Genomic DNA, 23,544 nt, shown 5'->3' on the forward strand with positions numbered 1-23,544 from the left:
TGGAATCGACCCTACCGCGGTTTCCGGCACGGCGCAACCGTTGCGTTGGCAACCACTCCCGAAGCGCATAATGGCCCGCCCTGGAACGTGTAATGGAAATGCAACACCACAATGGATGCACCGGGGCGCTGGCCGCCCTGCTCTGCCTGGGCCTGGCGGCCTGCCAGACCCTGCCTCCGCCTTCCACGCTGCCGCTGGCGCAGCAGCAGGCACTGGAACAACGCGGCACCGACGGCAGCTTCGACGGTGCCTGGGACACCGCGCAGACCTTCGAACGTTTCAACGATCCGCGCGCCGTCGCCTACTACGAGCGTGCTGCCGCGATCACGCCCTGGACCTTCCGCAACACCAAAGCGGAAGAAGCACTGGGCCGGATCTGGACCTCCGGCACGCTGCAGCATGCCGACAGCCCCCACATCAATCCGGCTCCGGTGCTGCGCGCCTCCTGGCAACGCGGTGAACGTGCGTATCTGGCGGCGGCCAACCACGGCAATCCCTATGCGTTCTACGGGCTCGCCAAGGCCTATCGCCAGCGAGGCGACGCGCAGCAGGCGCTGCGCTGGGACCTGCGCGGAATGATCTACGAGCGCTACCCGAGTTCATCGTCGCGACTGCCGGATGCAGTGGCCGCACAGGGTGGCGCCGTGCATCCGCGGGTGGCGCAGATCCAGCGTCGTGCCGAGCGCGGCGACGCCGAAGCGCAGGTCGACCTGGGCGCGCTGCTGGAGAAAGGCATGGGACTGCCGCGCGATCCGGCACGTGCGCTGCAGCTGTACCAGCGCGCCGGTGAGAAGGGCAATGTGTTCGGCCAGTACTTCGCCGGTCTGCTGCTGGGCCGCAGTGCGCCGGGCGTGGAGAAGGACACCGAAGCAGCGGCGCACTGGTTCGCCAGGGCCGAAGCGCAGCACTTCTACATGGCCGCACCAAGCTACTGGAAGAAGGCGGTCGAGCCGCCGTTCTTCATTTTTTCGGAATAGAGCCGGCAGGAGACATGCCGACCAACGGTCGGCACCCACCGTCGCAGCGTCACGCCAGCAGCCGTTCCACCAGGCGCTGGTACAGACCCGGCAATGCTTCCAGATCGTCCACGCGCACGTTCTCGTCCACCTGGTGGATGCTGGCGTTGACCGGCCCCACTTCGATGCACTGCGCACCCAGCGGCGCGATGAAGCGTGCATCGGACGTGCCACCGCCTGTGCTTTCTTCCGGCGCACGGCCGATGTGCTCGGCCAGCACCGCACGTGCGGTGGCGCGCAGCGTGCCTTCCGGGGTGTAGAAAGGCTCACCGCTGCGGTGCCACTTCAGCGTGTACTGCAGGCCATGCTGCTCCAGCACTGCGGTAATCTCCGCCTCCAGCTTCGGTGCGTCCCAGTGCGGGTTGTAGCGGATGTTGAAATCCACTTCGAGTTCGCCGGGAATCACGTTGTTGGCACCGGTGCCGGCGTGGATGTTGGAAATCTGCAGACTGGTCGGCGGGAAGCTCTCGTAGCCGTCGTCCCAGCGTCGCGCACTCAGTTCGGCCAAGGCCGGAGCGGTCTGGTGGATCGGGTTGCGTGCCTTATCCGGATACGCCACGTGGCCCTGTACGCCCTGCACCCGCAGCTTGGCCGACAGGCTGCCACGACGGCCGACCCGCAGCAGATCACCCAGCGTGGCCGTCGACGACGGTTCACCGGTAATGCACCAGTCGATGCGCTGGCCGCGTGCGGCGAACAGGCGTGCGACATGGCGCACGCCGTCGATGGCATCGCCTTCCTCGTCGCTGGTCAGCAGCACCGCCAGCGTGCCCGGGTGATCGGGATGTGCAGCGACAAACTGCTCGGCGGCGACCACGAACGCGGCGACACTGCCCTTCATGTCGGCGGCGCCGCGGCCGTAGAGCACGCCCTCACGGATCTGCGGCGTGAACGGATCGCTGGCCCAGGCCTCGCGCGGGCCGGGCGGCACCACGTCGGTGTGGCCCAGCAACACCAGTACCGGCGCGCCCTGGCCGTGGGTCGCCCACAGATTGTCGACGTCACCCAGGCGCAAGTGATCGCAATGGAATCCGGCCTGCTTCAGGCGTGCCGCCAGCAGTGCCTGGCAGCCGGCATCGTCCGGTGTCACCGAAGGCCGTGCGATCAGCTCACAGGTCAAGTCGAGGACAGCGCTCATGCGTCGCCCACGCCGAAGCGTGCCTTGAAGCCGTTGTCACTGAAACCCTGGCTGACCGCGCCGTCGGCGGTGACCACCAGCGGGCGCTTGATCAGCTGCGGATACTCGCGCAGCAACAGCTTCCATTCGGCCTCGGAATCGGCAGCCTTGCGGTTGTCCGGCAACTGCCGCCAGGTGGTGGACGACTTGTTCACCATCGCGGCCAGGCCACCCAGCTGCGCCGCCCATGCCAGCAGCATTTCCGGGCTGGGTTTGTTGTCGCGGTAGTCGACGAAGGTGTAAGGCACGCCGAAGCGGTCCAGCCACTTGGTCGCCTTCTTGCAGGTATCGCAGTTCTTCAAACCGTAGACAGTGGTGCTCATGGCCATCTGTGATGCTGGAAAACAGAGGGCCAGAATCTCACAACAGGCGCTCGGACACGACCCGGAACGGCACCCGTGGCAGCCGGAAGGCCAGCCCCTCGTGCAGCGCCACGCCCATCGCCTGCAGCCGCGGACACTGCAGTTCGCCGATCAGGCGCAGGGGCTGCAGGCTGTCGACCTCGACCGGCAGCGCGATGCGGGTGCTGGCCCAGCGCTGGTCGCAGGTACGGGCGATGGCCTCGTCCTGGCAGGAGAGGAAGCGCAGCAGGGCCTGGTGGCCGCCGAAGGCCGCCGCCCACCCGGCATCGTCCCAGCCCGCAGCGGCCTGCCACTGCAGGTGCAGCGCCGGGGCACTGCCCTGCCCGCCTTCGATCAGGGTGTACCCTCCGCCATCGGCACGCACCACATGCTCGAAGCGAGTGGACAGATGCGGCTGCATGGCATCGCTGAAGGCACGCGCGCCGGCCACGAAGGGCAGCTGATCCATCACGTTGCGGTCGAACAGCACCACCGGTGTCCCGTCCGGATCGTCGTCACGATGCAGGTACCAGCGCCAGTTGCTCTGCCTCGGAGACGGCATCAGGGAACGCAGCGGCCCAGCCAGCGCGGGCCCGAAGTGGCCGTGACGGTAGCTGAGGATGGTGTAAGGCGTGCGTCCGGCATGGACCACATAGTGATGGCCTGGTGGTGGCATCGGCGCGTGGCGCACGTCGACCCACCAGCTCACGTAGACCACGTCGCGCACGTCACTGACCAGCGCCGGCATCGGCCGGCGCCGCGACAGTGCGCGGCGCAGCCGGGTCCAGCGCGGGGCGTGCAGCAGGCGCGGCAGCATCCGCCCGAACAGGGTGTCGGACGGATGCCGGTAGATCGCGGACTGCGCCAGGTCCTCCGGCGCAGCCACCTTCAGTCGGCCAGGCCGCGCAGCAGGTCGTTGACGCTGGTCTTGCTGCGGGTCTTGGCATCGACCTGCTTGACGATCACCGCGCAGTACAGCGAGTGGGTACCGTCCTTGCTCGGCAGCGAACCGGACACCACCACGCTGTACGGCGGGATGTAGCCGTAGCTGATCTCGCCGGTGGCGCGGTTGTAGATGCGGGTGCTCTGGCTGAGGAACACGCCCATGCCGATCACGCTGTGGTGGCCGACCACCACGCCTTCCACCACTTCCGAGCGCGCACCGATGAAGCAGTGGTCCTCGATGATGGTCGGGCTGGCCTGCAGCGGCTCCAGCACGCCGCCGATGCCGGCGCCGCCGGACAGGTGGCAGTGCTGGCCGATCTGCGCGCAGGAACCGACGGTGGCCCAGGTATCGACCATGGTGCCTTCGCCGACATAGGCGCCGATGTTGGTGAAGCTCGGCATCAGCACCACGTCCTTGCCGAAGTACGTGCCGCGACGGGCGATCGCGCCCGGCACCACGCGCACGCCGCCACGGCGGAACTTCGCTTCGTCATAGCCGGCGAAGCGCGATTCGACCTTGTCCCAGAACGGCGCCGGGCGCGCATCGACCACGGCCATGTCGTTGACGCGGAAGTACAGCAGCACCGCCTTCTTCAGCCACTCGTTGACCTTCCAGCCACCCTGGCCGTCCGGTTCGGCGACACGGAATTCACCGCTTTCCAGGCCGTCGATCACGCGGTTGACCAGCGGCTTGGTCGAGCCTTCCAGTTCGTGCAGGGTCAGCGTCGCACGGCGCTCGAAGGCGCTCTCGATGCCGAACTTCAGCTCTTCCACGCCCGGCGCGGCCGGCTTGCGCAGCGACTTGCGGGCGATGGTTTCGGCGCGTGCGGCTTCGGCACTCTTGGCCGGGGCCTTCTTGGGTGCCGCCACCTTCTTCGCCGGGGCCTTCACCGCTGCGGCTTTCTTCGGCGCGGCAGCCTTCTTCGCGGCCGGCACGGCGGCAGTTTGACCAGCCTTCGGCTGTTGTGGAGCTTTCTTGGCCGCTGCGCTCTTGGCGGTGGCAGCAGTCTTCTTAGCAGGCTTGGTGGCCATCAGGCGGGGTCTCCGGCGTTTCGATCAGGGTCCAGGCAGGCCAGCATCGCGTCATGCAGCTGCTGCCGGGCAGGTTCAGTCAGGGGGAGGTCGTGTTCGTCACTGATCACGAAGGTGTCTTCGGCGCGTTCGCCGAACGTGGCAATGCGCGCATCATGCACGCGCAGGCCCTGGTTGCGCAGCACGAACGCCACGTCGGCCAGCAGGCCGGGGCGGTCAGGTGCGACCAGGGCAAAACGGGTCGCGCCGGGTTCATCGCGGAACTCGATGCGGGGGGCGAAACGGAAATGGCGCAGCTGCCGTGGCACCACCCGGCGCGACGGCCGCAGGCGGGTCAGGTCGCCACTGAGCGCTTCGCGCAGCGCCGCCTCCAGATTGGCGCTGCTGCCATCGGCAAAGCTGTCGGCCGGGTTCACTTCGAAGGTATCGAAGATGGTGTCGGCAGGGCCGTCCAGCACGCGTGCGCGATGGATGCCATAGCCCTTGCGGTCCAGGGTCATGGCGATCGCTGCGAACAGGCCATCACGGTCCGGGGAGTGCACGAACACCTCCAGCGCCGGGTCGTCGACGCTGATCCGGCGCACCTTCACCAGTGTGTGGCCCTGCTTCACCGGCACCAGCGCGGCGGTCTGCCAGGCCAGCTGCTCGGGACGCAGGCGAATGAAGCCTTCGTCGGGCATCACCGCGAACTGGCGGTCGATGGTGGCATCGTCGTACCCCTGTTCGCGCACCAGTGCGCGCACGCTGTCGCGCGCCTCGGCCACGCGCTCGGCCGCCGGTACCGGATGCTCGAGCCCTTCGCGCAGCGCGCGCCGGGTGGCGAAATACAGATCGGCCAGCAGGCGGTCCTTCCACGCGTTCCACAGCTTCGGACTGGTGCCGGCGATATCAGCGCAGGTCAGCAGGTACAGATAGTCTAGGCGGTCGCGGCTGCCCACCAGGGTGGCGAAGCGATGGATCACCACCGGGTCGGCGATGTCCTGCTTCTGCGCGGTCACCGACATGCGCAGGTGCTGTTCGACCAGCCACGCCACCAGTTCAGTATCGGACGTGCTCAGCGCATGCGCCTGGCAGAACGCGCGCGCGTCCACCGCGCCCAGCTCCGAGTGGTCGCCGCCACGGCCCTTGGCGATGTCATGGAACAGGCCGGCCAGCAGCAGCAGCTCCGGCTTGCGCAGGCGCGGCCACACTTCATGCGCGATCGAAAAGCGCTCGTCGGCACGGCTGCTGGCGAACTGGCCGATGTTGCGCAGGACCATCAGCGTGTGCTGGTCGACGGTATAGACATGGAACAGGTCGAACTGCATGCGCCCGCTGACCTGGGCGAAGGCAGGAATCCACTGCCCGAGCACGCCCAGCCGCGCCATGCGCGAGAGTGTGTCGACCGGGCGTTGGCCACGTAGAAGGGCCAGAAAATTCTCGCGCGCATCGCTGTCGGCCTGGTCATAGGCGGGCAGCAACGGCAATGATTCGGCCAGCGCGCGCGCAGTCAACGAATGCAGGCCGCGCACCTGCGGATTGTTGGCCCAGCTGGCGAACAGCGCGAACACCTGGCCGATGTCGCCGCGCGGCCAATCCGCATCATTGGCCGCCAGGTAACCACGGCGCAGGGAGAAACCCACGGTCAGCGGCTCCGGCTGCGCCTCGCCATCGAACTGTTCCTCGAAGCGCTGCAGCAGGCGGTCGCTGATCCGGCGCACCACCAATGCGGCACGGTAGAACCCCTGCATCATCTTCTCGACGCCGAGATTCTCGGCATCGTCTTCGAAGCCCAGGCGCGCGGCCAGGGTCTTCTGGTAATCGAAACGCAGGCGCTCTTCCGGACGGCGTGCCACCAGGTGCAGGCCGAAGCGCAGCCGCGCCAGCACCGCACGTTCGCGCTTCAGCGCCGCCGCTTCGTCGGCGCCCAGATGGCCGAGCCCGACCAGCGCCTCCAGGTCACGCACGCCGAATGCGCGCAGCGCCATCCAGCCCAGCGTATTGAGATCGCGCAGGCCGCCCGGGCCATCCTTCAGGTCCGGCTCCAGGTTGTCGGCGGTATCGCCGAAACGCTGGTGGCGGTTGCGCAGTTCCTCCAGCTTGGCCAGGAAGAACGCACGTGCCGGCCACAGCTCGCGGTCGTCGATGGCCTCGCGCAGCGCGCGGCGTGCCGCATCATCGGCCAGGATCGGGCGCGCCTCGATCAGCGCGGTCAGCACGGTCTGGTCAGCCGCCGCCTCGCGGCACTGCGCCGCCGAACGCACGGCATGGCTCACTGCAAGCCCGCAATCCCACAGCAGCGCGAACAAACGCGCCAGTTCCGCCTCGTGGGCAAGCTGCACGGCAGGATCACCGAACACCAGCAGGTCGATGTCCGAACGCGGGAACAGTTCACCGCGTCCGTACCCACCCACCGCGAACAGTGAAAGGCCACTGTCGGCCGGCAGGCAACGCTGCCAGGCCAGGCGGATCAGATGGTCGGCGGCACGCGCGCGCAGCGCCAGCAGGCGCTCGATGTTGTCGCCCTGGTCGAAGCGGCGGTACAGCCGCGCGTCGGCCTGCTGCAGCGCCTGTCGCGCGGCAGCAGCCCAGTCCGGGTCGTTGAGCGACGCGGCCGGCGTGTCCAGCAGCGAACCCGCCGGCAGCATCGTCAGGAGACCTGTGACTCGCCCGGCGACAGCGTCAGCACGTCAACGCCGGATTCGGTGACCGCGATCATGTGCTCCCACTGTGCCGACAACTTGCGGTCCTTGGTCACCACGGTCCAGCCGTCCGGCAGCACCTTGTTGTAACGGGTGCCCTCGTTGATCATCGGCTCGATGGTGAAGGTCATGCCCGGCTGCAGCACCAGGCCCTGGCCCGGACGGCCGTAATGCACCACCTGCGGCTCATCGTGGTAGACCTTGCCGATGCCGTGGCCGCAGTACTCGCGCACCACGCTGAAACGCTCGCCTTCGGCATAGCTCTGGATGGCATGGCCGATGTCACCCAGGGTGGCGCCCGGACGCACCGCGCGGATGCCGCGCCACATCGCCTCGTAGGTGGTTTCCACCAGGCGGCGGGCCATCACCGAAGGCGTGCCGACGAAGTACATGCGGCTGGTGTCGCCGTGCCAGCCATCCTTGATGACGGTGACGTCGATATTGATGATGTCGCCATCCTTGAGCACCTTCCCTTCGCTGGGGATGCCATGGCAGATGACGTTGTTGACCGAGGTGCACACGGTCTTCGGGAAGCCGCGGTAGCCGACGTTGGCCGGAACGGCGCCCTGCACGTTCACGATGTGGTCGTGGCAGATGCGGTCCAGTTCCTCGGTGGTGACACCGGGCTTGACGTGGGGGGTGACGATGTCGAGCACTTCGCTGGCCAGGCGGCCGGCGATTCGCATCATCTCGATTTCCTGCGGGGTTTTCAGATTCACGCTCATGGGCCCCATTATCGCCGATCCGGCCACAATCTGAACGAACGCCACCCAACTGGCGATCCGGGCCATGCACGGTTCCGGCAAGGAAAGTGAAAGCGTGATGACCTCCACTCTTTCGCCCGCCTATTTATCACGGATTACAGACACTTACCCGCACAAGCTGAGGCTACCGTCGCCGAAGCGGTGCCGAACGTGCCGCCTTCGCCTTGTTCAACAGACCTTCGGGTCAGGGAGGTTGTCCATGCGATTCCCGCTTCGTTCCCTGCGTGCGTGGGGCCTGTTGGCCCTGCTGATGGCTGGCCCAGCGCTGGCCCAGGCCGCCGACACCACCACCTTCAACGTCACCCTGGTGGTCACCAAGGCCTGCACCATCACCGCCGCTGCGGCAACCAACGTCGACTTCGGCACTGCGGCCTCGACCACGGCGACCCCCACCCTGGGCCAGGGCACGGTCACCGCGCAGTGCTCGGCCCTGACCCCGTACACGATTTCACTGAATGCGGGTGCCAATGCAGGCACTGCCAATGACGTCACCACCCGCCGGATGAAGAACACCAACGCCGCGGTGACCGCCAACAACTTCGTGGGCTACCAGCTGTACCAGGATGCCGCGCACACCCTGGTCTGGGGTTCCACCTCCGGCACCAACACGCAGGCCGGCATCGGCACCGGCCTGGCCGTGCCTTACATCGTCTACGGCCAGATCCTCAACCTGAGCACCAACAACCCGGCCACCGGTAACTACCTGGATACGGTCACCGCCACGATCACCTATTGATGGAGCACGCCCGCATGGCCGGACCCCGCCCGTGGCGCGCCACCGGCGTGGCGCTGCTCGCCCTGTGCCTGCTGGCGACCTCTACGGCAGGCGCCACCAGCCTGCAGGTCGCCCCCACCAGCCTGCAGCTGGAAGCCCGCCAGCGTGCCGGCGAGCTGTGGCTGACCAACAGCGGCACCTCACCGGTGAAGCTGCAGGTACGCGTCTTCCGCTGGGTGCAGCAGGGTGGCCAGGAGCAACTGCTGCCCACCGATGAACTGATGGCCTCCCCGCCGATGCAGGAGCTGGCGGCGGGCCAGCAGCAACTGGTGCGGGTGATGCGCCCGACCCGGGAGCCCCCGCCGGCACAGCAGTACTACCGCCTGATCGTGGACGAGGTGCCGGACCTGGCCACCCGTGCCGAGGGCATGCAGTTCGTCCTGCGCTACTCGATCCCGGTATTCGTGCAGCCCGCGTCCGGCAAGCTCGCCCCGCAGCTGCAGGCGCGCCTGGTGACGCTGGGCGATGGCCGCAACGGCGTCGAGGTGGCCAATTCGGGCAACAGCTATGCACAGATTGCCGACCTCGCACTCGGTAGCGCCAAGCGCCCGCGCATCGTGCACCCCGGCCTGCTGGGCTATGTGCTGCCCGGCCAGGTGATGCGCTGGCCGATCGAGCGCATGGCGATCGACCGCGACAACGACCAGATCACGGCCAAGCTCAATGGCGAGTCGGAACAGACGCCACTGTCGCCACCACCGGCTCGCTGAGGCGTTGATGGGCGCGCTGCTGGCTGCCCTGGCTCCTGCGGCGACCGAAGCCGCCGATGTGTCCGGTGCCGCGGCCACGGGAGCCGCCGACGTATCAGGAATCTCCGCCGATGCGATCCTGCCGCCCCCCACCCCGCTGACCGCCAGCCAGACGCTGTATCTGGACGTATCGCTCAACAGCACGCCGCGCGGCCTGCTGCCGTTCGTCGAAAACCGTGGCCGCCTGGAGGCCAGCCCCGACGTCCTGCGCCAGCTCGGCTTCAATGCCAGCGGCGACGCACCGGTCTACCTGGACCAGATCAGCGGCGCGGTGGTGCGCTATGACGCGCACATGCAGACCCTGGCGCTGGACGTGCCGCTGGACCAGCTGACCCTGCCGACCACCGTACTCAGCCGCCCACAGACGCGTGCACCTGCCGGCAGCGCCTCACCCGGCGTGCTGCTCAACTACGACATCTACGGCAGCCGGGTGGACACGCTCGGCAACCTCAGCCTGAGCTCGGAGCTGCGCCTGTTCGGCATCGGCAACGGCACCTTCGAGAACACCGCGATCAGCCGTCGCTACCAGCAGCCCGGTGATCGCCGCTGGCGCGGTGAAAGCGTGCGCCTGGATACGCGCTGGAGCCTGGATTTCCCCGACCAGGCGATGACGCTGGAGGTCGGCGATTTCTACAGCGGCTTCGTCGACTGGACCCGGCCGGTACGCCTGGGTGGCCTGCAGATCGGTCGCAACTACGGCCTGCAGCCGTATCGTGTACTGACTCCCACGCCCAGTTTCCTCGGCCAGGCGGTGGTGCCGTCCACGGTCGAGCTGTACGTCGATGGTCTGCGCCAGTACAGCGGCCAGGTCCCGGTCGGCCCGTTCCAGTTGGCGGCACAGCCGGGCATCAGCGGCACCGGCAGCGCACAGGTGGTGGTGACCGATGCGTTCGGCCGCATGCAGACCCTGGATTTCAGCTTTTATGGCACCCAGCAGCTGCTGGCCAAGGGCCTGTCGGACTGGTCCGCCGGCATCGGCCACCTGCGTGAGGACTTCGGCCAACGCTCCTTCGCCTACGACGACCGCACCGTGGCCAGTGCCAGCTGGCGCGGTGGCATCAGTGACACGTTCACCGGCGAGGCTCATGCCGAAGGCGGTGGTGGCCTGGCCCAGGCCGGCATCGGCGGCTGGTGGCTGCTGGGTGGCGCCGGCGTGTTCAACGCCGCCTATGCGCACAGCAGCTACCAGGGCCTGCAGGGCGGCCAGTGGGCGCTGGGTTACAGCTGGAACAACCGCCGCCTCAACGTCAACCTGCGCAGCGTGCGCAGCCACGGCGACTACCGTGACCTGGGGGCATTGCAGGGCAACCTGCCACCCAGCATCAGCGAACAGGCCACGGTCGGCGCGGATCTGCTTCGGCTGGGCACGCTCAGCGCCAGCTACCTGCGCCTGCGCTACCCGGATGGCGAGGACAACCGCTATGCCAGCCTGTTCTGGTCGCGCACCTGGAGCCAGCGCTGGTCGGCCTACCTGTCGGTGAACCAGAACCTGGACCGCAGCGACGACCGCAGCATCTACCTGTCGGTGACCGCCAGTCTCGGCAACAACCGCCAGGCCAGCCTGTCCAGCCAGCGCAACGGCGACAGCCAGAGCTGGGTGGCCGACGTGACCCAGCCGGTGCCCGGTGACGGCAGCGCAGGCGGCATCGGCTGGCGCGCGCAGGTGCGCCACGGCGAGGACGGCAATGGCGGGCTGGCCGAAGTCGGTATCCTCAATGACGTCGGCCGTTACTCGTTCGGCGCCTCGCGCCAGGGCGGGCTCAACTATGCCTACGGCAGCGCCAGTGGCAGCCTGGTCTGGATGGGCGGGCATGCCTTCGCCACCCGCGAGGTCTCCGATGCGTTCGCGGTGATCAGCACCAATGGTGTCGGTGGCGTGCCGGTGCGGCTGGAGAACCGCCTGATCGGCGTCACCGATGATCGCGGCCTGCTGCTGGTCAGTCCGTTGCTGTCCTGGCAGCGCAACCGGGTCTCGATCGACACCCTCGACCTGCCCGAGGACATGCGTGCCGACCGCATCGAGGACTGGGTGACACCACGACAGCGCGCAGGTGCGCATGTGACGTTCCAGCTGCGCTCGCGGCCCTCGCTCAGCCTGACCCTGCTGGCAATGGACGGACAGCCGCTGGAGGTTGGCAGCGAGGTGCAGCTGCCCGATGGCCGCCAGGCGACGGTCGGCTATGACGGCCTGCTGTACCTGGAGGACGTGGCCGCCGGCAGCACGCTGTACATCACTACCAGCCGCGGCCAGTGCCGGGTCAAGGTGCCGGACATGCCCAGGGTGGTGGCATCTGGCGCTCGACCGAAGCCGGCACCGTTGCAATGCATCCCGGAGGTGGCGCCATGAGGATCCTGCTGTCCGCCCTGCTGCTGATGGCGTGCCTGCTGGCGGCGGCGCCCGCCCGCGCAACGGCTGTCTGCGCCGCCGTCGCCAATCTGACCCTGCCATTCGGCAACATCAACAGCAATGCCCCCGGCCCGAGCACGGCCAATCTGAACATCACGGTGACCTGCACCACCGCCGCATTGAGCCTGCTGGCCACCACCGGTGTACGCGTCTGCGTGGGCATCGGTGCCGGCACCGGCGGCGGCAGCAGTTCCAGCTTCCGGACAATGGCCACCTCCACCAGCGACACCATGAATTTCCAGCTGTACAACAATGCCAGCTTCGGCCAGGTCACCGGGCTGGTTCCGCACGGCACGCCACCGGCACAGGAGCTGACCATGAGCTACAACGTACCGCTGCTGACCGGCGGCAGCGGCGCGCAGTCCGTACAGCTGTTCGGACAGATCCCGGCCAACCAGGTCCTGGCATCGGGTGCGTACAGCAGCACCTTCAGCGGCGCCAGCGTAGTGCTCACCTGGGCCTGGAACGAAGTGCTGCTCGGCACCGCCACCATCCCCGCCACCTGCAATGGCGGCGCCACCGGTACAAACAGCGCGAGTGCAGCCTTCAGCTTCACCGCCACCGCCAATGTGCTGCCGCAATGCGGCAGCTACGTCACCACCAACATGGACTTCGGCAACGTCACCGGCGGCATTCCCGCCAACATCGACCGGACCGCCACGCTCACGCTGACCTGCCTGAAGAACACCGCCTACCAGATCAGCCTCAACAACGGCCAGAACAATCCTGCTGCCTCCACCACCCGGCGCATGGCCACCACCATTGGCAGCGGCACCTACTACCTCCCCTATGAGCTGTACCGCGATGCCGCGCGCAGCCTGCGCTGGGGCAATACCCTCAACGTCGATACCGTTGGCGGCACCGGAAGTGGCAGCGCGCAGCAGCTGACCATCTATGGCCGGGTAGCGCCCGTCACCGGCCAGCCCCCGGCGGGTACCTACAATGATCTGGTGCAGGTGACGATCACTTACTGACCTGTGGGCCGACCAACGGTCGGCACCCATCGGGGTGGGTTTCGGTAGATCCACGCCATGCGTGGATGCGCGCATCACTCCTGCGCCACGACCAGTCGACTGGCAGTCGACCCTACAGATCCGGCCGATCCGGCCGATACCGCGCAACGGGTCCTACAGCACGGTGGATGGCAGGTGGTTCGCGCACTTCTGATCGGGGCGATGCTGGTCGCCAGCACGCCGGCATGGGCCGAACCCGGCAGCACCTCCCTGCAGATCCGGCTGACCGTGGTCGAGGGCTGCAGCGGCGATGGCGGCAACACCCGATGCACGGCACCGCACCAGCGCAGCGACACGCCCGAGCTTCCGCAGCAGATCCACGACCTCGCGCCGCCGGCCGACAGCGACGACGCGGCGCCTGCCGTGACCGTCATCTACTGATGCGCATCCTGCTGAGCCTGCTGGCCCTGCTGCTGGCACTGCCCGCGGCGGCGCTGGACCTGGTGCCGACCACCCTGCAGCTGCCCGCCGAAGGCGGTCACGGCGAACTGTGGCTGTACAACCCTGGCCCCCACCGCTGGCAGGGCCAGGTACGGATCCTGGCCTGGGAACAGCAGACCGACGCGGAAGAGCTGCGTGCCAGCGATCAGGTCCTGGCCAGCCCCACCCGGCTCGATATCCCGCCCGGCACCCGCCAGCGCATCTGGCTGCTGCCACGCCAACCCACACCCGTGGCCGCCGAACAGGCCTACCGGGTCGTGCTCGCCCCCAGCATCCCCGGCCTGCCGCGCTACTCGCTGCCCCTGTTTCGGGGCAAGACCGGGCCGTTGGCACAGCCACGGCTGCGCGCCTGGACTGAGTTCAAACCGTCGCAACCTTCGCTGCGACTGAGCAACACAGGGACACTGCACGCTCGCCTGCAGGACCTCACCTTCGTCGCCAATGATGGTCGGCGTACCGTGCTGCTGCCGGGTCTGGCCGGCTATGTCCTGGCTGGCCGGGAGCGCCACTGGGCCCTGCCGGCCCGTGCCGACGGCTACATCGATGGCCATTTCCAGGCCCGGCTGCCGGACGGCCGCATGATCGACCTGACCCCGCCGGACCCGGCAATTGCAGCAAGCGCGCCGAGCGGGCTATAATCGACCGGATTCCTGCCGCCTGCGTGCGCGGGAACCCGTCCACACCGGACGTCACCGGTGAATCCACACCTGCTGCCCCCATCCGTGCCGGGGTGCTCCGCAAGGAGTTCGGCCACGGAGGCAACAGGGAAGCCCAACCCCGGAACCGATCGCGCTTCCACGCGTCCCGCATACCTATCCCCGCGGGCGGAATCGCTGGTTCCATATCAGGAGTATTGCAATGCCCCAGGTCACCATGCGTCAGATGCTGGAAGCCGGCGTCCACTTCGGCCACCAGACCCGCTACTGGAACCCGAAGATGGCTCCGTACATCTTCGGCGCCCGCGGCAAGATCCACATCATCAACCTGGAAAAGACCGTCCCGCTGTTCAACGATGCGATGAACTTCATCTCGTCGGTTGCCCAGAAGCGCGGCACCGTCCTGTTCCTGGGCACCAAGCGCAGCGCCCGCGAAACCATCAAGGAAGAAGCCGAGCGTTGCGGCATGCCGTTCATGAACCAGCGTTGGCTGGGCGGCACCCTGACCAACTTCCGTACCGTCAAGCAGTCGGTTGCCCGCCTGAAGGAACTGGAAGCCGGTGAAACCGACGGCACCTTCGAGAAGCTGGTCAAGCACGAAGTGCTGGGCCTGCGTCGCGAGCGCGACAAGCTGGAAGCCTCGCTGGGCGGCATCAAGGACATGAACCGCCTGCCGGACGCCATCTTCGTGATCGACATCGGCCACGAAGACATCGCGATCAAGGAAGCCAAGAAGCTGGGCATCCCGGTCATCGCCGTGGTCGACACCAACTACAACCCGGAACTGGTTGATTACGCCATCCCGGGCAACGACGACGCCATCCGCGCTGTGCAGCTGTACGCCCGCGCCGCTGCCGACGCCGTGCTGGAAGGCAAGGCTGCTGCTCCGCACGCCGCTTCGGTGCGTGAGGAAGAGTTCGCCGAAGCCGCTGCTGAAGGCGAAGAGAAGCCGGCCCGCCGCGCTCCGGCCAAGAAGGCTGCCAAGAAGGGCGACGACGCCCAGGCCTGATCCAGGCCCCGGGGTGGACGCCCGGCGTCCACCCTCCCTGCGCGCAGCCTTTGGCGCGTGACAGGACCGTGTCACACGGGCCGGCCACCATGCCGGCCCAACCCCTTTCTTTCGTGAGGTAATCCCGTGGAAATCACTGCTTCCCTGGTCAAGGAACTGCGCGAGCGCACCGGCGCCGGCATGATGGAATGCAAGAAGGCTCTCACCGAAGCCAACGGCGACATCGACGCTGCTGCTGAAGCCATGCGCAAGTCCGGCGCTGCCAAGGCCGACAAGAAGGCTGACCGCGTGGCCGCCGAAGGCCGTCTGGGCCTGGCCCAGGACGGCGGCAAGGCCGTGCTGGTCGAAGTCAACTCGGAAACCGACTTCGTCGCCAACGATGACAACTTCAAGTCCTTCGTCAACGCCGTCGCCGCCGCTGCCCTGGCATCGGGCGCCACCGACGTCGAAGCCGTGAAGGCTGCCAAGCTGGCCGATGGCCGCACCGTTGAAGAAGCCCGCGCCACCGCCGTGCAGACCCTGGGTGAGAACATCCAGATCCGTCGCATGGTCAAGGTCGACACCACCGGCAACGTCGGTGCGTACGTCCACACCAACGGCAAGGTCGGCGTGCTGGTCGATCTGATCGGCGGCGACGTCGAGCTGGCCCGTGGCCTGGCCATGCACGTGGCTGCCCTGAAGCCGCCGCACAACAAGGCTGCGGACGTTCCGGCCGACTTCGTCGAGAAGGAAAAGGAAATCGAGCTGGCCAAGATGTCCGAAAAGGACAAGGCCAAGCCGGCCGAGATCCTGGAAAAGATCATCAGCGGCAAGATCAACAAGATCGTCAGCGACGTGACCCTGTACGGCCAGACCTACGTGCTGGGCGACACCACCGTCGAGCAGGTGGTCAAGGCCGCTGGCGCCGACGTGGCAGGCTTCAAGCTGCTGATCGTCGGCGAAGGCATCGAGAAGGTGGTGGAAGACTACGCCGCCGAAGTTGCCAAGGCGATGCAGGTCTGATTGCAGCCTTCCGGCTGTGAAGCGACCAGAAGGAGCCGCGGGAAACCGCGGCTCTTTTTTTATGCCGGTGGGCCCGTGGGTGCGCACCGTTGGTGCCCACACCCACACCTTTGCGTTGCGCGCGAATCAAGCCGATACTCGGCGCAGGGAATCCACAATCGCATAGCAGGAACGAAAATCGCGGACTGTGATGCATTCCTAGGTATTCTTGTCCTAATGGAATTGAACGACCCGACATGCCTCCCGAGCTGACAGCTGCCCTGGCGCTCTGCCGCAACCTGCCTTCGCCACCCGGTATTGCCCTGCGCATCATCGAGCTGGCCCAGGACCCGGAAGCGGACATCGCCACCGCCGCCGACATCATCGCCATCGACATGGCGCTGAGCGCTCGCATGCTGCGCATCGCCAATTCGCCGCTGTATGCCAGCCGCCGCCGCATCGAGAACCTCGGCCAGGCGCTGACCATGCTCGGCCTGAATGCCACGATCAGCCTTGCCCTCGGCTTCACCGTCACCCAGGGCCTGACCGCTGGCGGCGGTGCCGACCACGACCTGCGCCAGCGTGCGTGGAAGCGCAGCATCCTCAGCGCCCTGGCCGCCAGCCAGCTGGGCCAGGCCCGCGGCCTGCGCCGACTGGAGGAACTGATGCTGGCCGGCCTGCTGCAGGACCTGGGCGTGCTGTGCCTGGCCCAGGCCGAATCGGAGCGCTACCTGCCACTGTTGCGCGAAGCCCGTGACAACACGGATCTGGTTGCCCGCGAGCGCGAGGAACTGGGCTGCAGCCATGCAGATGTCGGCGCCTGGGTGGCCGAGCAGTGGGGCCTGCCCCGCTACCTGGTGGAAAGCATCAGCCACAGCGAGGACGAGGGCGCTGCCGAATCGCCGTTCCAGGCCTGTGTGCAGCTGTCCGGTGCGGTCGCCGACATCTGGCTGGACGACGACGCCGACGCCGCGCGCGAGCGTGCCCTGCATCAGGTCCACGACCGCCTGGAACTGGACAGCGCTCGTTTCGATCAGGTACTCACCCGCATCAGCGAAGCCCTGCCGGACATCGCCAGCCTGTTCGAGGCCGGCCTGAACTCGCCCTTGCGGGTGCGCGAGCTGATCGACCACGCGCAGGAACTGGCCACCCTGCGCAACCTGCGCGAACTGCAGGATGCAGACCAGGCACGCCGGCGCGCCGACGAATTCGAGGCCCGGGCCAAGCGCCTGGCCGACCAGGCCCACCGCGACGCCCTGACCGGCGTACTCAACCGCCGCCAGCTGGAAGCGGTCCTGGAGCAGGAGTTCCTGCGCGCCGGCCGGCAAGGCTGGCCGCTGTCGGTGGCCTTCATCGACCTGGACGACTTCAAGAAGATCAACGATGCCCACGGCCACCTGACCGGTGACGAGGTGCTGCGCGCCTTCGCCGGCAAGCTGCAGGGCCAGCTGCGCAACAGCGATACCGTGGCCCGCTTCGGCGGCGAGGAATTCGTCGCACTGCTGCCCAACACCAGCGAAAGCGTGGCCCTGGACGTGATCCGCCGGGTGCTGGCCAACATCGTCGCCACGCCGATGGCCGAGCTGGAGGGCGGACCGCTGTTCGTCACGTTCTCCGCCGGCGTGGCCACCCAGGGCGGCTACGAGCGCTTCGCCGACGTGCAGGACCTGCTGCGCGCAGCCGACGATGTGCTGTACCGATCCAAGAACCTGGGCCGCAACCGGGTGATTGCCCGCTCCCCCGGCGCCCTCGGCCACGACGAGCTTTCAGCCACCGCCGGCGCCGAGCTGGGCTGAACGGGACGCCCCGCGTGGCCGGGGCGGATGGCAGGATTTCGCGCCGCAGTGCACAAAACACTTTGGCCCGACGCCGCATGCGCGTAGAATCCCCCGCGATTTCCACGCACCCGAGGTCCCTATGTCCAAGCTCGCCTATCGCCGCATCCTTCTGAAACTGTCCGGGGAGGCGCTGATGGGAGATGAGGACTACGGCATCGACCCGAAGATCATCAACCGCCTGGCCCGCGAGGTCATCGAAGCCCAGCAGGCCGGCGCCGAAGTGGCCCTGGTGATCGGCGGCGGCAACATCTTCCGCGGCGCCGGCCTCGCCGCTGGCGGCATGGACCGGGTCACCGGCGACCAGATGGGCATGCTGGCCACGGTCATCAACGCCCTGGCCATGCAGGACGCCCTCGAGAAGCTGGGCGCCAAGGCCCGCGTGATGAGCGCGATCAAGATCAACGACGTGTGCGAGGACTACATCCGCCGCCGCGCCATCCGCCACCTGGAAAAGGGCCGCCTGGTGATTTTCGCCGCTGGCGTCGGCAGCCCGTTCTTCACCACCGACTCCGGTGCCGCGCTGCGTGCGATCGAGATCGGCGCCGACCTGCTGCTGAAGGCCACCAAGGTCGATGGCGTGTACGACAAGGACCCGAACAAGCACAGCGACGCGGTCCGCTTCGACAGCCTGAGCTACGACGAAGTGATCCGTCGCGGCCTGGAAGTGATGGATACCGCCGCCTTCGCACTGGCCCGCGACAGCGACCTGCCGATGCGCGTGTTCGACATGGGCCAGCCGGGCGAGCTGCTGAAGATCCTCAACGGCGCGAACATCGGCACCCTGGTCCAGGGCCGCGACCCGGCCTGAGCCTGAGTCCCAGGCGACAACCGGGCCGATTCAGGCCCGGCAGCGTCCCGTATTCGCCTATAATCGCCCGATTCCAGTTACACCCAGGACCGGGCGATGCTCAACGACATCAAGAACAACGCGCAGACGCGCATGGCCAAGAGCATCGACGCTCTGAAGCACACCCTCACCTCGATCCGCACCGGCCGCGCCACCCCGGCCCTGCTGGACCGCGTCACGGTCAGCGCCTATGGCAACGCCAGCACCCCGCTGAACCAGGTCGCGTCGATCTCCAACGCCGACGCCCACTCGCTGCTGGTCACGCCGTTCGACAAGAGCATGATCAAGGAGATCGAAAAGGGTCTCTACAACGCCGAGTTCACCCCGAATACCCTGGGCACCGCGATCCGCATCAACATGCCGCCGCCGACCGAAGAGCGCCGCAAGGAGCTGGCCAAGCAGGTGCAGAAGGAAGGCGAAGGCGCCAAGATCGCGATCCGCAACATCCGTCAGGACGCGAACAAGGAAATCGCCAAGCTGGTCAAGGACAAGGCGATCAGCGAAGACGAGAAGAAGCGTGGCGAAGACGACATCCAGAAGCTGACCGACGCCAACATCAAGGACGTCGACAAGGTCGTCGCCGACAAGGAAAAAGAACTGCTGTCGGTCTGAAGTCGATGCCTTCAGTCCCGCCTCCATTGCCGGCCGCCCTGCCCCGCCACATTGCCATCATCATGGATGGCAATGGCCGCTGGGCACAGCAGCGCCGTCGCCCGCGCGTGATCGGCCACCGTGCCGGCGCGCGCGCGGTCAACCGCACCATCGAGCGCTGCCTTGAACTGGGCATTCCGGCGCTGACCCTGTTCGCGTTCTCCAGCGAGAACTGGGGCCGGCCGCAGGAAGAAGTCGATGCCCTGATGAAGCTGTTCCTCGGCGCGCTCGACCGCGAAGTGGACGAGCTGCATCGGCGCGGTGTGCGCGTGCGCTTCATCGGCGAGCGCGAACGCTTCGGCGCCGGCCTGGTCAGCCGCATGCAGCTGGCCGAACAACGCACCGCCGACAACAGCGCCCTGACCCTGTCGATCGCAGCCAGTTACGGCGGCCGCCAGGACATCGCCCGTGCCGCGCGCGCCCTGGCGGCTGAAGTCGCCGCCGGCCGCCTGCTGCCCGAACAGATCGACGAATCGCTGCTGGGCAGCCAGGTCGCCCTGGCCGACCTGCCGCCGCCGGACCTGTTCATCCGCACCGGTGGCGATACCCGCATCAGCAACTTCCTGCTGTGGCAGCTGGCATACACCGAGCTGTGGTTCACCGAGGCGCTGTGGCCGGACTTCGATGCCGCACTGCTGCAGCAGGCGCTGGACGCCTATGGCAGCCGCGAGCGTCGTTTCGGCCTGACCAGCGCCCAGATCGCCGCACTGGCCACCGAGACCTCCAGCCCATGACCAAGACCCGAGTCCTCGCCGCGCTGATCATGGCGCCGGTCGCCATTGCCGCGATCCTGCTGCTGCCGACGCAATGGCTGGCCGCCGCCGCCGCCGCCGTGCTGCTGATCGGCCTGTGGGAGTGGCTGAAACTGGCCGGCATCGAAGACACCCTGGCGCGCACCGTGCTGCTGGTGCTGAACCTGCTGCTGATGGTGCTGCTGGTCTGGGCAGATGGCAGCACGCTGGTGCTGTTCCAGATCACCACATTGGCCGGCGTCGCCTGGTGGCTGGCCGCGCTGGTCTGGCTGCGCTTCTTCAATTTCGGCGCACAGCCCTCGGCGCCCTCGCGGATCGTGAAGATGCTGGCCGGCACCCTGGCCATCGTCCCGGCCTGGGCCGCGCTGGTGCTGATCCATGCGGGCGGCGATCCGCCGGGCAAGCAGGGTCACCTGTGGCTGCTGGCTGCGCTGGCACTGGTCTGGGCGGCTGATTCAGGCGCCTATTTCGCCGGTCGGCACTTCGGCAAGCACAAGCTGGCCCCGCGGATCAGCCCCAACAAGACCTGGGAAGGCCTGTTCGGCGGCCTGCTGGCTGGTGTCGCCGTGGCCCTTGGCCTCGGCTGGCTGGCAGGTATCGATGCCGGTCACCTGCCGGGCCTGCTGATCACCTCGGTGGTGGCGGTATTCGCCTCGGTGCTGGGCGATCTGTTCGAAAGCCTGATCAAGCGCCATGCAGGCGCCAAGGACTCGGGCCATCTGATCCCGGGCCACGGCGGCGTGCTCGACCGTGTTGACGGCGTCCTCGCTGCGGTGCCGGTGTTCGCACTGGGCAAGGAAATCTTCGGGTTCTGACCATGAATGCTGTCGCAGACCTGCGCCGGGTCGCCGTATTCGGCGCCACCGGCTCGATCGGTGCCTCCACGCTGGACGTGATCGCCCGCCACCCGCAGCGCTACCAGGCCACGGTGCTCGCCGCCGGCCGCCAGGTGCAGGCGCTGCTGGCGTTGTGCCGCCAGCATAAGCCGGCGCACGCGGTGATCGCCGACGAATCGTTGTTCACCGAACTGCGTGACGGCCTGCGCGACGCCGGCCTGGCCACCGAAGCCCATGCCGGCCATGCCGCGCTGGACCAGCTGGCCGCCAGCGATGCCTGTGACACCGTGGTTGCCGCCATCGTCGGCGCCGCCGGGCTGTCCTCGACCCTGGCCGCGGCCGCCGCCGGCAAGCGGATCCTGCTGGCCAACAAGGAATCGCTGGTACTGGCCGGTGAGCTGCTGACCCGCACGGCCCAGCATGCTGGCGCTGAGATCATTCCGATCGACAGCGAGCACAGTGCGATCTTCCAGTGCCTGCGCTCGCGCGACGCCAGCATCGACGGGGCCGGCGTGCGCCGGATCCTGCTGACCGCCTCCGGCGGCCCGTTCCGTGGCCGCAGCCGCGCCGAACTGGCCCCGGTCACCCCGGCGCAGGCCGTTGCCCACCCGAAGTGGTCGATGGGGCCGAAGATCTCGGTCGATTCGGCGACGTTGATGAACAAGGGCCTGGAGGTGATCGAGGCCCATCACCTGTTCGGCATCCCCGGTGAGCGCATCGAAGTGCTCGTGCATCCGCAGAGCCTGGTCCACTCGCTGGTCGAGTTCGTGGACGGTTCGACCCTGGCGCAGATGGGTCTGCCGGACATGCGCACTACCCTGGCCGTTGGCCTGGGCTGGCCGCAGCGCATCGAATCGGGCGTGTCCGGGCTGGATCTGCTGGCCCAGGGCCGGCTGGACTTCGAGGCCCCGGACACTGACGCTTTCCCCTGCCTGGCCCTGGCCTGGCAGGCGATGCAGGCCGGCGGCACCGCGCCGGCGGTGCTGAACGCCGCCAATGAAGAGGCGGTTTCAGCGTTTCTTCAGGGCCGGATCGGTTTCCTGACCATCCCGGAGCTGGTTGCTAACGCTCTTTCAACACTGCCGACCCACCCAGCCGATACACTGGAGGTCCTGTTGTCCGCCGACCAGCGGGCACGCCAGCTGACCCTGAACGCCATCGACGCCGCCTGAACGACCGCCTCGCCCCGCATGACGACGCCGCCCTTGCCCGCCACTGTGAGCCTGCATGACTGACTTCATCGGATCGGTCTGGTGGATGATTGTCAGCCTCGGGCTGCTGGTCACGTTCCACGAGTTCGGGCATTACTGGGTCGGGCGCCTGTGCGGGGTCAAGATCCTGCGCTTCTCGGTCGGCTTCGGCCGGCCGCTGTGGTCGCGCCGCGACAGGCACGGCACCGAGTTCGCCATCGCCGCCATCCCGCTCGGCGGTTATGTGAAGTTCCTCGACGAACGCGAGGTCGAAGTCCACCCGCACGAGCGCGGCCAGGCCTTCAACCACAAGACCGTCTGGCAGCGCATCGCCATCGTCGCCGCCGGACCGATCGCCAACCTGCTGCTGTGCATCCTGCTGCTGTGGGCGATGTTCGTGATCGGCAAGCAGGATTATTCGCCGACCATCGGCCGTGTCAGCGGCATTGCCGCCAGCGCTGGCCTGACCAGCGGCGACCGCGTTCTGCGCGTGGACGAGCGCCCGGTGGCCACCCTCGGCGAGGCCAGCATGGCGCTGACCGCCGCTGCGATGGACCGCCGCGACGTGAAGCTGGAAGTGCTGGACCCGGCCGACCAGATGCGCGTGCGCACCCTGCCGCTGTCGCAGCTGCCGGCCGGTTTCGATGAACGGCGGGTACCGATCCTGGCCGGCCTGTACTGGCAGTCGTGGCTGCAACCGGCGCTGGTCGATTCGCTCACCGCGGACTCCGTGGTGGCCGGGCAGCTGCAGCCGGGCGACCTGATCGTGGCGATCGACGGCCAGCGCATCGACGGCGCCGACCAGGTCATCGGCGAGATCCAGACGCTGGGCCGCGCTGGCGGCCCGGGCATGATCGAGGTCCTGCGGGGCGGTGAACGCCTGGCGCTGGAAGTCACCCCGCGCCAGGGCAAGGATTCCAGGGGCGAGCCGACCTGGCAGATCGGCGTGCAGTTCCCGACCTCGTTCAGCCCCCCCTACGACACCCTGCTGCGCTATGGCCCGCTCGACGCGGTCACCGTGGCCGTGCGCGAAACCGGCCGTCTGGCCGCCGATTCGCTGGGCATGATGGGCCGCATCGTCACCGGCAAGGCCTCGCTGCAGAACGTTTCCGGGCCAGTGACCATCGCCCGCGTGGCCAATGTCTCGGCCAAGCGCGGCCTCGACTGGTTCCTGCAGTTCCTTGCCCTGCTGTCGCTCAGCCTGTGCATCATCAACCTGTTGCCGATCCCGATCTTGGACGGCGGCCACCTGCTGTATTACCTTATCGAGTTGGTCAAGGGCAGCCCGCTGAGCGAGCGTGCCATCGCCGCCGGCCAATACATCGGCCTGGCGTTGCTGGCCGGGCTGATGGGGTTGGCGTTCTACAACGACATCCTCGGCCTGGTCCCGCGATGAACTTTTCCACGTTGTTGCCGTCTACAGCGTCGGCATCCCGCACCAAT

General features: G+C 67.6%; 22 protein-coding genes. 16 read left to right on the forward strand and 6 right to left on the reverse strand.

Going from position 1 to position 23,544, the window contains the following annotated elements; genetic code table 11:
• The first annotated feature begins 98 nt into the window (after positions 1 to 98).
• The gene (locus VPH47_RS14305; protein ID WP_368851592.1) at positions 99 to 977 is read left to right on the forward strand and encodes a tetratricopeptide repeat protein; all 879 of its coding nucleotides are present in this window, start codon (positions 99 to 101) and stop codon (positions 975 to 977) included.
• A 49-nt stretch (positions 978 to 1,026) separates the two neighbouring features.
• On the opposite strand, the gene dapE is transcribed toward VPH47_RS14305, so the two are convergent.
• The 6 genes from dapE to map are packed head-to-tail and all read right to left on the reverse strand — an operon-like array spanning position 1,027 to position 7,983.
• Positions 1,027 to 2,154 carry a succinyl-diaminopimelate desuccinylase gene (dapE, locus tag VPH47_RS14310; protein ID WP_368851087.1) on the reverse strand — a complete coding sequence of 376 codons (1,128 nt, stop codon included), beginning with the start codon at positions 2,152 to 2,154 and terminating at the stop codon, positions 1,027 to 1,029.
• Positions 2,151 to 2,522 carry an arsenate reductase gene (locus VPH47_RS14315; protein WP_180847611.1) on the reverse strand — a complete coding sequence of 124 codons (372 nt, stop codon included), beginning with the start codon at positions 2,520 to 2,522 and terminating at the stop codon, positions 2,151 to 2,153. The genes dapE and VPH47_RS14315 overlap by 4 nt, the downstream gene beginning before the upstream one ends.
• 31 nt (positions 2,523 to 2,553) lie before the next feature.
• The gene (locus VPH47_RS14320; protein ID WP_368851088.1) at positions 2,554 to 3,420 is read right to left on the reverse strand and encodes a hypothetical protein; all 867 of its coding nucleotides are present in this window, start codon (positions 3,418 to 3,420) and stop codon (positions 2,554 to 2,556) included.
• Between the two features lie 2 nt (positions 3,421 to 3,422).
• Positions 3,423 to 4,511, reverse strand: a complete 1,089-nt coding sequence (gene dapD, locus VPH47_RS14325; RefSeq protein WP_368851089.1) for a 2,3,4,5-tetrahydropyridine-2,6-dicarboxylate N-succinyltransferase — start codon at positions 4,509 to 4,511, stop codon at positions 3,423 to 3,425.
• Positions 4,511 to 7,138: a [protein-PII] uridylyltransferase gene (locus tag VPH47_RS14330; RefSeq protein WP_197610398.1), complete on the reverse strand. Its 2,628-nt coding sequence runs from the start codon at positions 7,136 to 7,138 to the stop codon at positions 4,511 to 4,513. Before VPH47_RS14330 ends, dapD begins: the two co-directional genes overlap by 1 nt.
• Positions 7,139 to 7,140: 2 nt before the next feature.
• Positions 7,141 to 7,983, reverse strand: a complete 843-nt coding sequence (map, locus tag VPH47_RS14335) for a type I methionyl aminopeptidase (RefSeq protein WP_368851090.1) — start codon at positions 7,981 to 7,983, stop codon at positions 7,141 to 7,143.
• Positions 7,984 to 8,206: 223 nt separating this feature from the next.
• On the opposite strand from map, the gene VPH47_RS14340 reads away from it, so the two are divergent.
• From VPH47_RS14340 to rseP, 15 genes are all read left to right on the forward strand, one after another.
• The gene (locus VPH47_RS14340; RefSeq protein WP_263469109.1) at positions 8,207 to 8,692 is read left to right on the forward strand and encodes a spore coat U domain-containing protein; all 486 of its coding nucleotides are present in this window, start codon (positions 8,207 to 8,209) and stop codon (positions 8,690 to 8,692) included.
• Positions 8,692 to 9,441 (forward strand): molecular chaperone, encoded by a 750-nt coding sequence (locus VPH47_RS14345; RefSeq protein WP_368851091.1) that lies wholly within the window; start codon positions 8,692 to 8,694, stop codon positions 9,439 to 9,441. The genes VPH47_RS14340 and VPH47_RS14345 overlap by 1 nt, the downstream gene beginning before the upstream one ends.
• A 7-nt stretch (positions 9,442 to 9,448) precedes the next feature.
• The gene (locus VPH47_RS14350; protein WP_368851092.1) at positions 9,449 to 11,827 is read left to right on the forward strand and encodes a fimbria/pilus outer membrane usher protein; all 2,379 of its coding nucleotides are present in this window, start codon (positions 9,449 to 9,451) and stop codon (positions 11,825 to 11,827) included.
• A complete protein-coding gene (locus VPH47_RS14355) occupies positions 11,824 to 12,861 on the forward strand; it encodes a spore coat protein U domain-containing protein (protein WP_368851094.1) in 1,038 nt (345 codons plus the stop codon). Before VPH47_RS14350 ends, VPH47_RS14355 begins: the two co-directional genes overlap by 4 nt.
• 201 nt (positions 12,862 to 13,062) lie before the next feature.
• Entirely contained in the window at positions 13,063 to 13,281 is a 219-nt protein-coding gene (locus VPH47_RS14360; RefSeq protein ID WP_110711712.1) for a hypothetical protein, read from the forward strand.
• On the forward strand, positions 13,281 to 13,979 hold the full coding sequence (locus VPH47_RS14365; protein ID WP_368851095.1) for a molecular chaperone: 699 nt from the start codon (positions 13,281 to 13,283) through the stop codon (positions 13,977 to 13,979). The genes VPH47_RS14360 and VPH47_RS14365 overlap by 1 nt, the downstream gene beginning before the upstream one ends.
• Positions 13,980 to 14,199: 220 nt before the next feature.
• Positions 14,200 to 15,006: a 30S ribosomal protein S2 gene (gene rpsB, locus VPH47_RS14370; protein WP_005408748.1), complete on the forward strand. Its 807-nt coding sequence runs from the start codon at positions 14,200 to 14,202 to the stop codon at positions 15,004 to 15,006.
• A 126-nt stretch (positions 15,007 to 15,132) separates the two neighbouring features.
• Positions 15,133 to 16,008 (forward strand): translation elongation factor Ts, encoded by an 876-nt coding sequence (tsf, locus tag VPH47_RS14375; protein WP_088025411.1) that lies wholly within the window; start codon positions 15,133 to 15,135, stop codon positions 16,006 to 16,008.
• Between the two features lie 236 nt (positions 16,009 to 16,244).
• Positions 16,245 to 17,783 (forward strand): GGDEF domain-containing protein, encoded by a 1,539-nt coding sequence (locus VPH47_RS14380; RefSeq protein ID WP_110711709.1) that lies wholly within the window; start codon positions 16,245 to 16,247, stop codon positions 17,781 to 17,783.
• A gap of 121 nt (positions 17,784 to 17,904) precedes the next feature.
• Complete coding sequence (pyrH, locus tag VPH47_RS14385; protein WP_005415854.1) at positions 17,905 to 18,633, forward strand: UMP kinase; 729 nt, start codon at positions 17,905 to 17,907, stop codon at positions 18,631 to 18,633.
• A 96-nt stretch (positions 18,634 to 18,729) separates the two neighbouring features.
• Positions 18,730 to 19,284 carry a ribosome recycling factor gene (gene frr / locus VPH47_RS14390; RefSeq protein WP_014036506.1) on the forward strand — a complete coding sequence of 185 codons (555 nt, stop codon included), beginning with the start codon at positions 18,730 to 18,732 and terminating at the stop codon, positions 19,282 to 19,284.
• 5 nt (positions 19,285 to 19,289) lie between these two features.
• Complete coding sequence (gene uppS / locus VPH47_RS14395) at positions 19,290 to 20,057, forward strand: polyprenyl diphosphate synthase (RefSeq protein ID WP_110711708.1); 768 nt, start codon at positions 19,290 to 19,292, stop codon at positions 20,055 to 20,057.
• Positions 20,054 to 20,890, forward strand: coding sequence for a phosphatidate cytidylyltransferase (locus VPH47_RS14400; protein ID WP_110711707.1), 837 nt, complete (start codon positions 20,054 to 20,056; stop codon positions 20,888 to 20,890). The genes uppS and VPH47_RS14400 overlap by 4 nt, the downstream gene beginning before the upstream one ends.
• Before the next feature lie 2 nt (positions 20,891 to 20,892).
• Positions 20,893 to 22,083: a 1-deoxy-D-xylulose-5-phosphate reductoisomerase gene (locus VPH47_RS14405; protein WP_368851096.1), complete on the forward strand. Its 1,191-nt coding sequence runs from the start codon at positions 20,893 to 20,895 to the stop codon at positions 22,081 to 22,083.
• 55 nt (positions 22,084 to 22,138) lie between these two features.
• Positions 22,139 to 23,497 (forward strand): RIP metalloprotease RseP, encoded by a 1,359-nt coding sequence (gene rseP, locus VPH47_RS14410; protein WP_164161655.1) that lies wholly within the window; start codon positions 22,139 to 22,141, stop codon positions 23,495 to 23,497.
• Positions 23,498 to 23,544: the final 47 nt, after the last annotated feature.

Origin of the sequence: Stenotrophomonas sp. WED208, assembly GCF_040984485.1 — a bacterium.
Classification (GTDB): Bacteria; Pseudomonadota; Gammaproteobacteria; order Xanthomonadales; family Xanthomonadaceae; genus Stenotrophomonas; species Stenotrophomonas riyadhensis.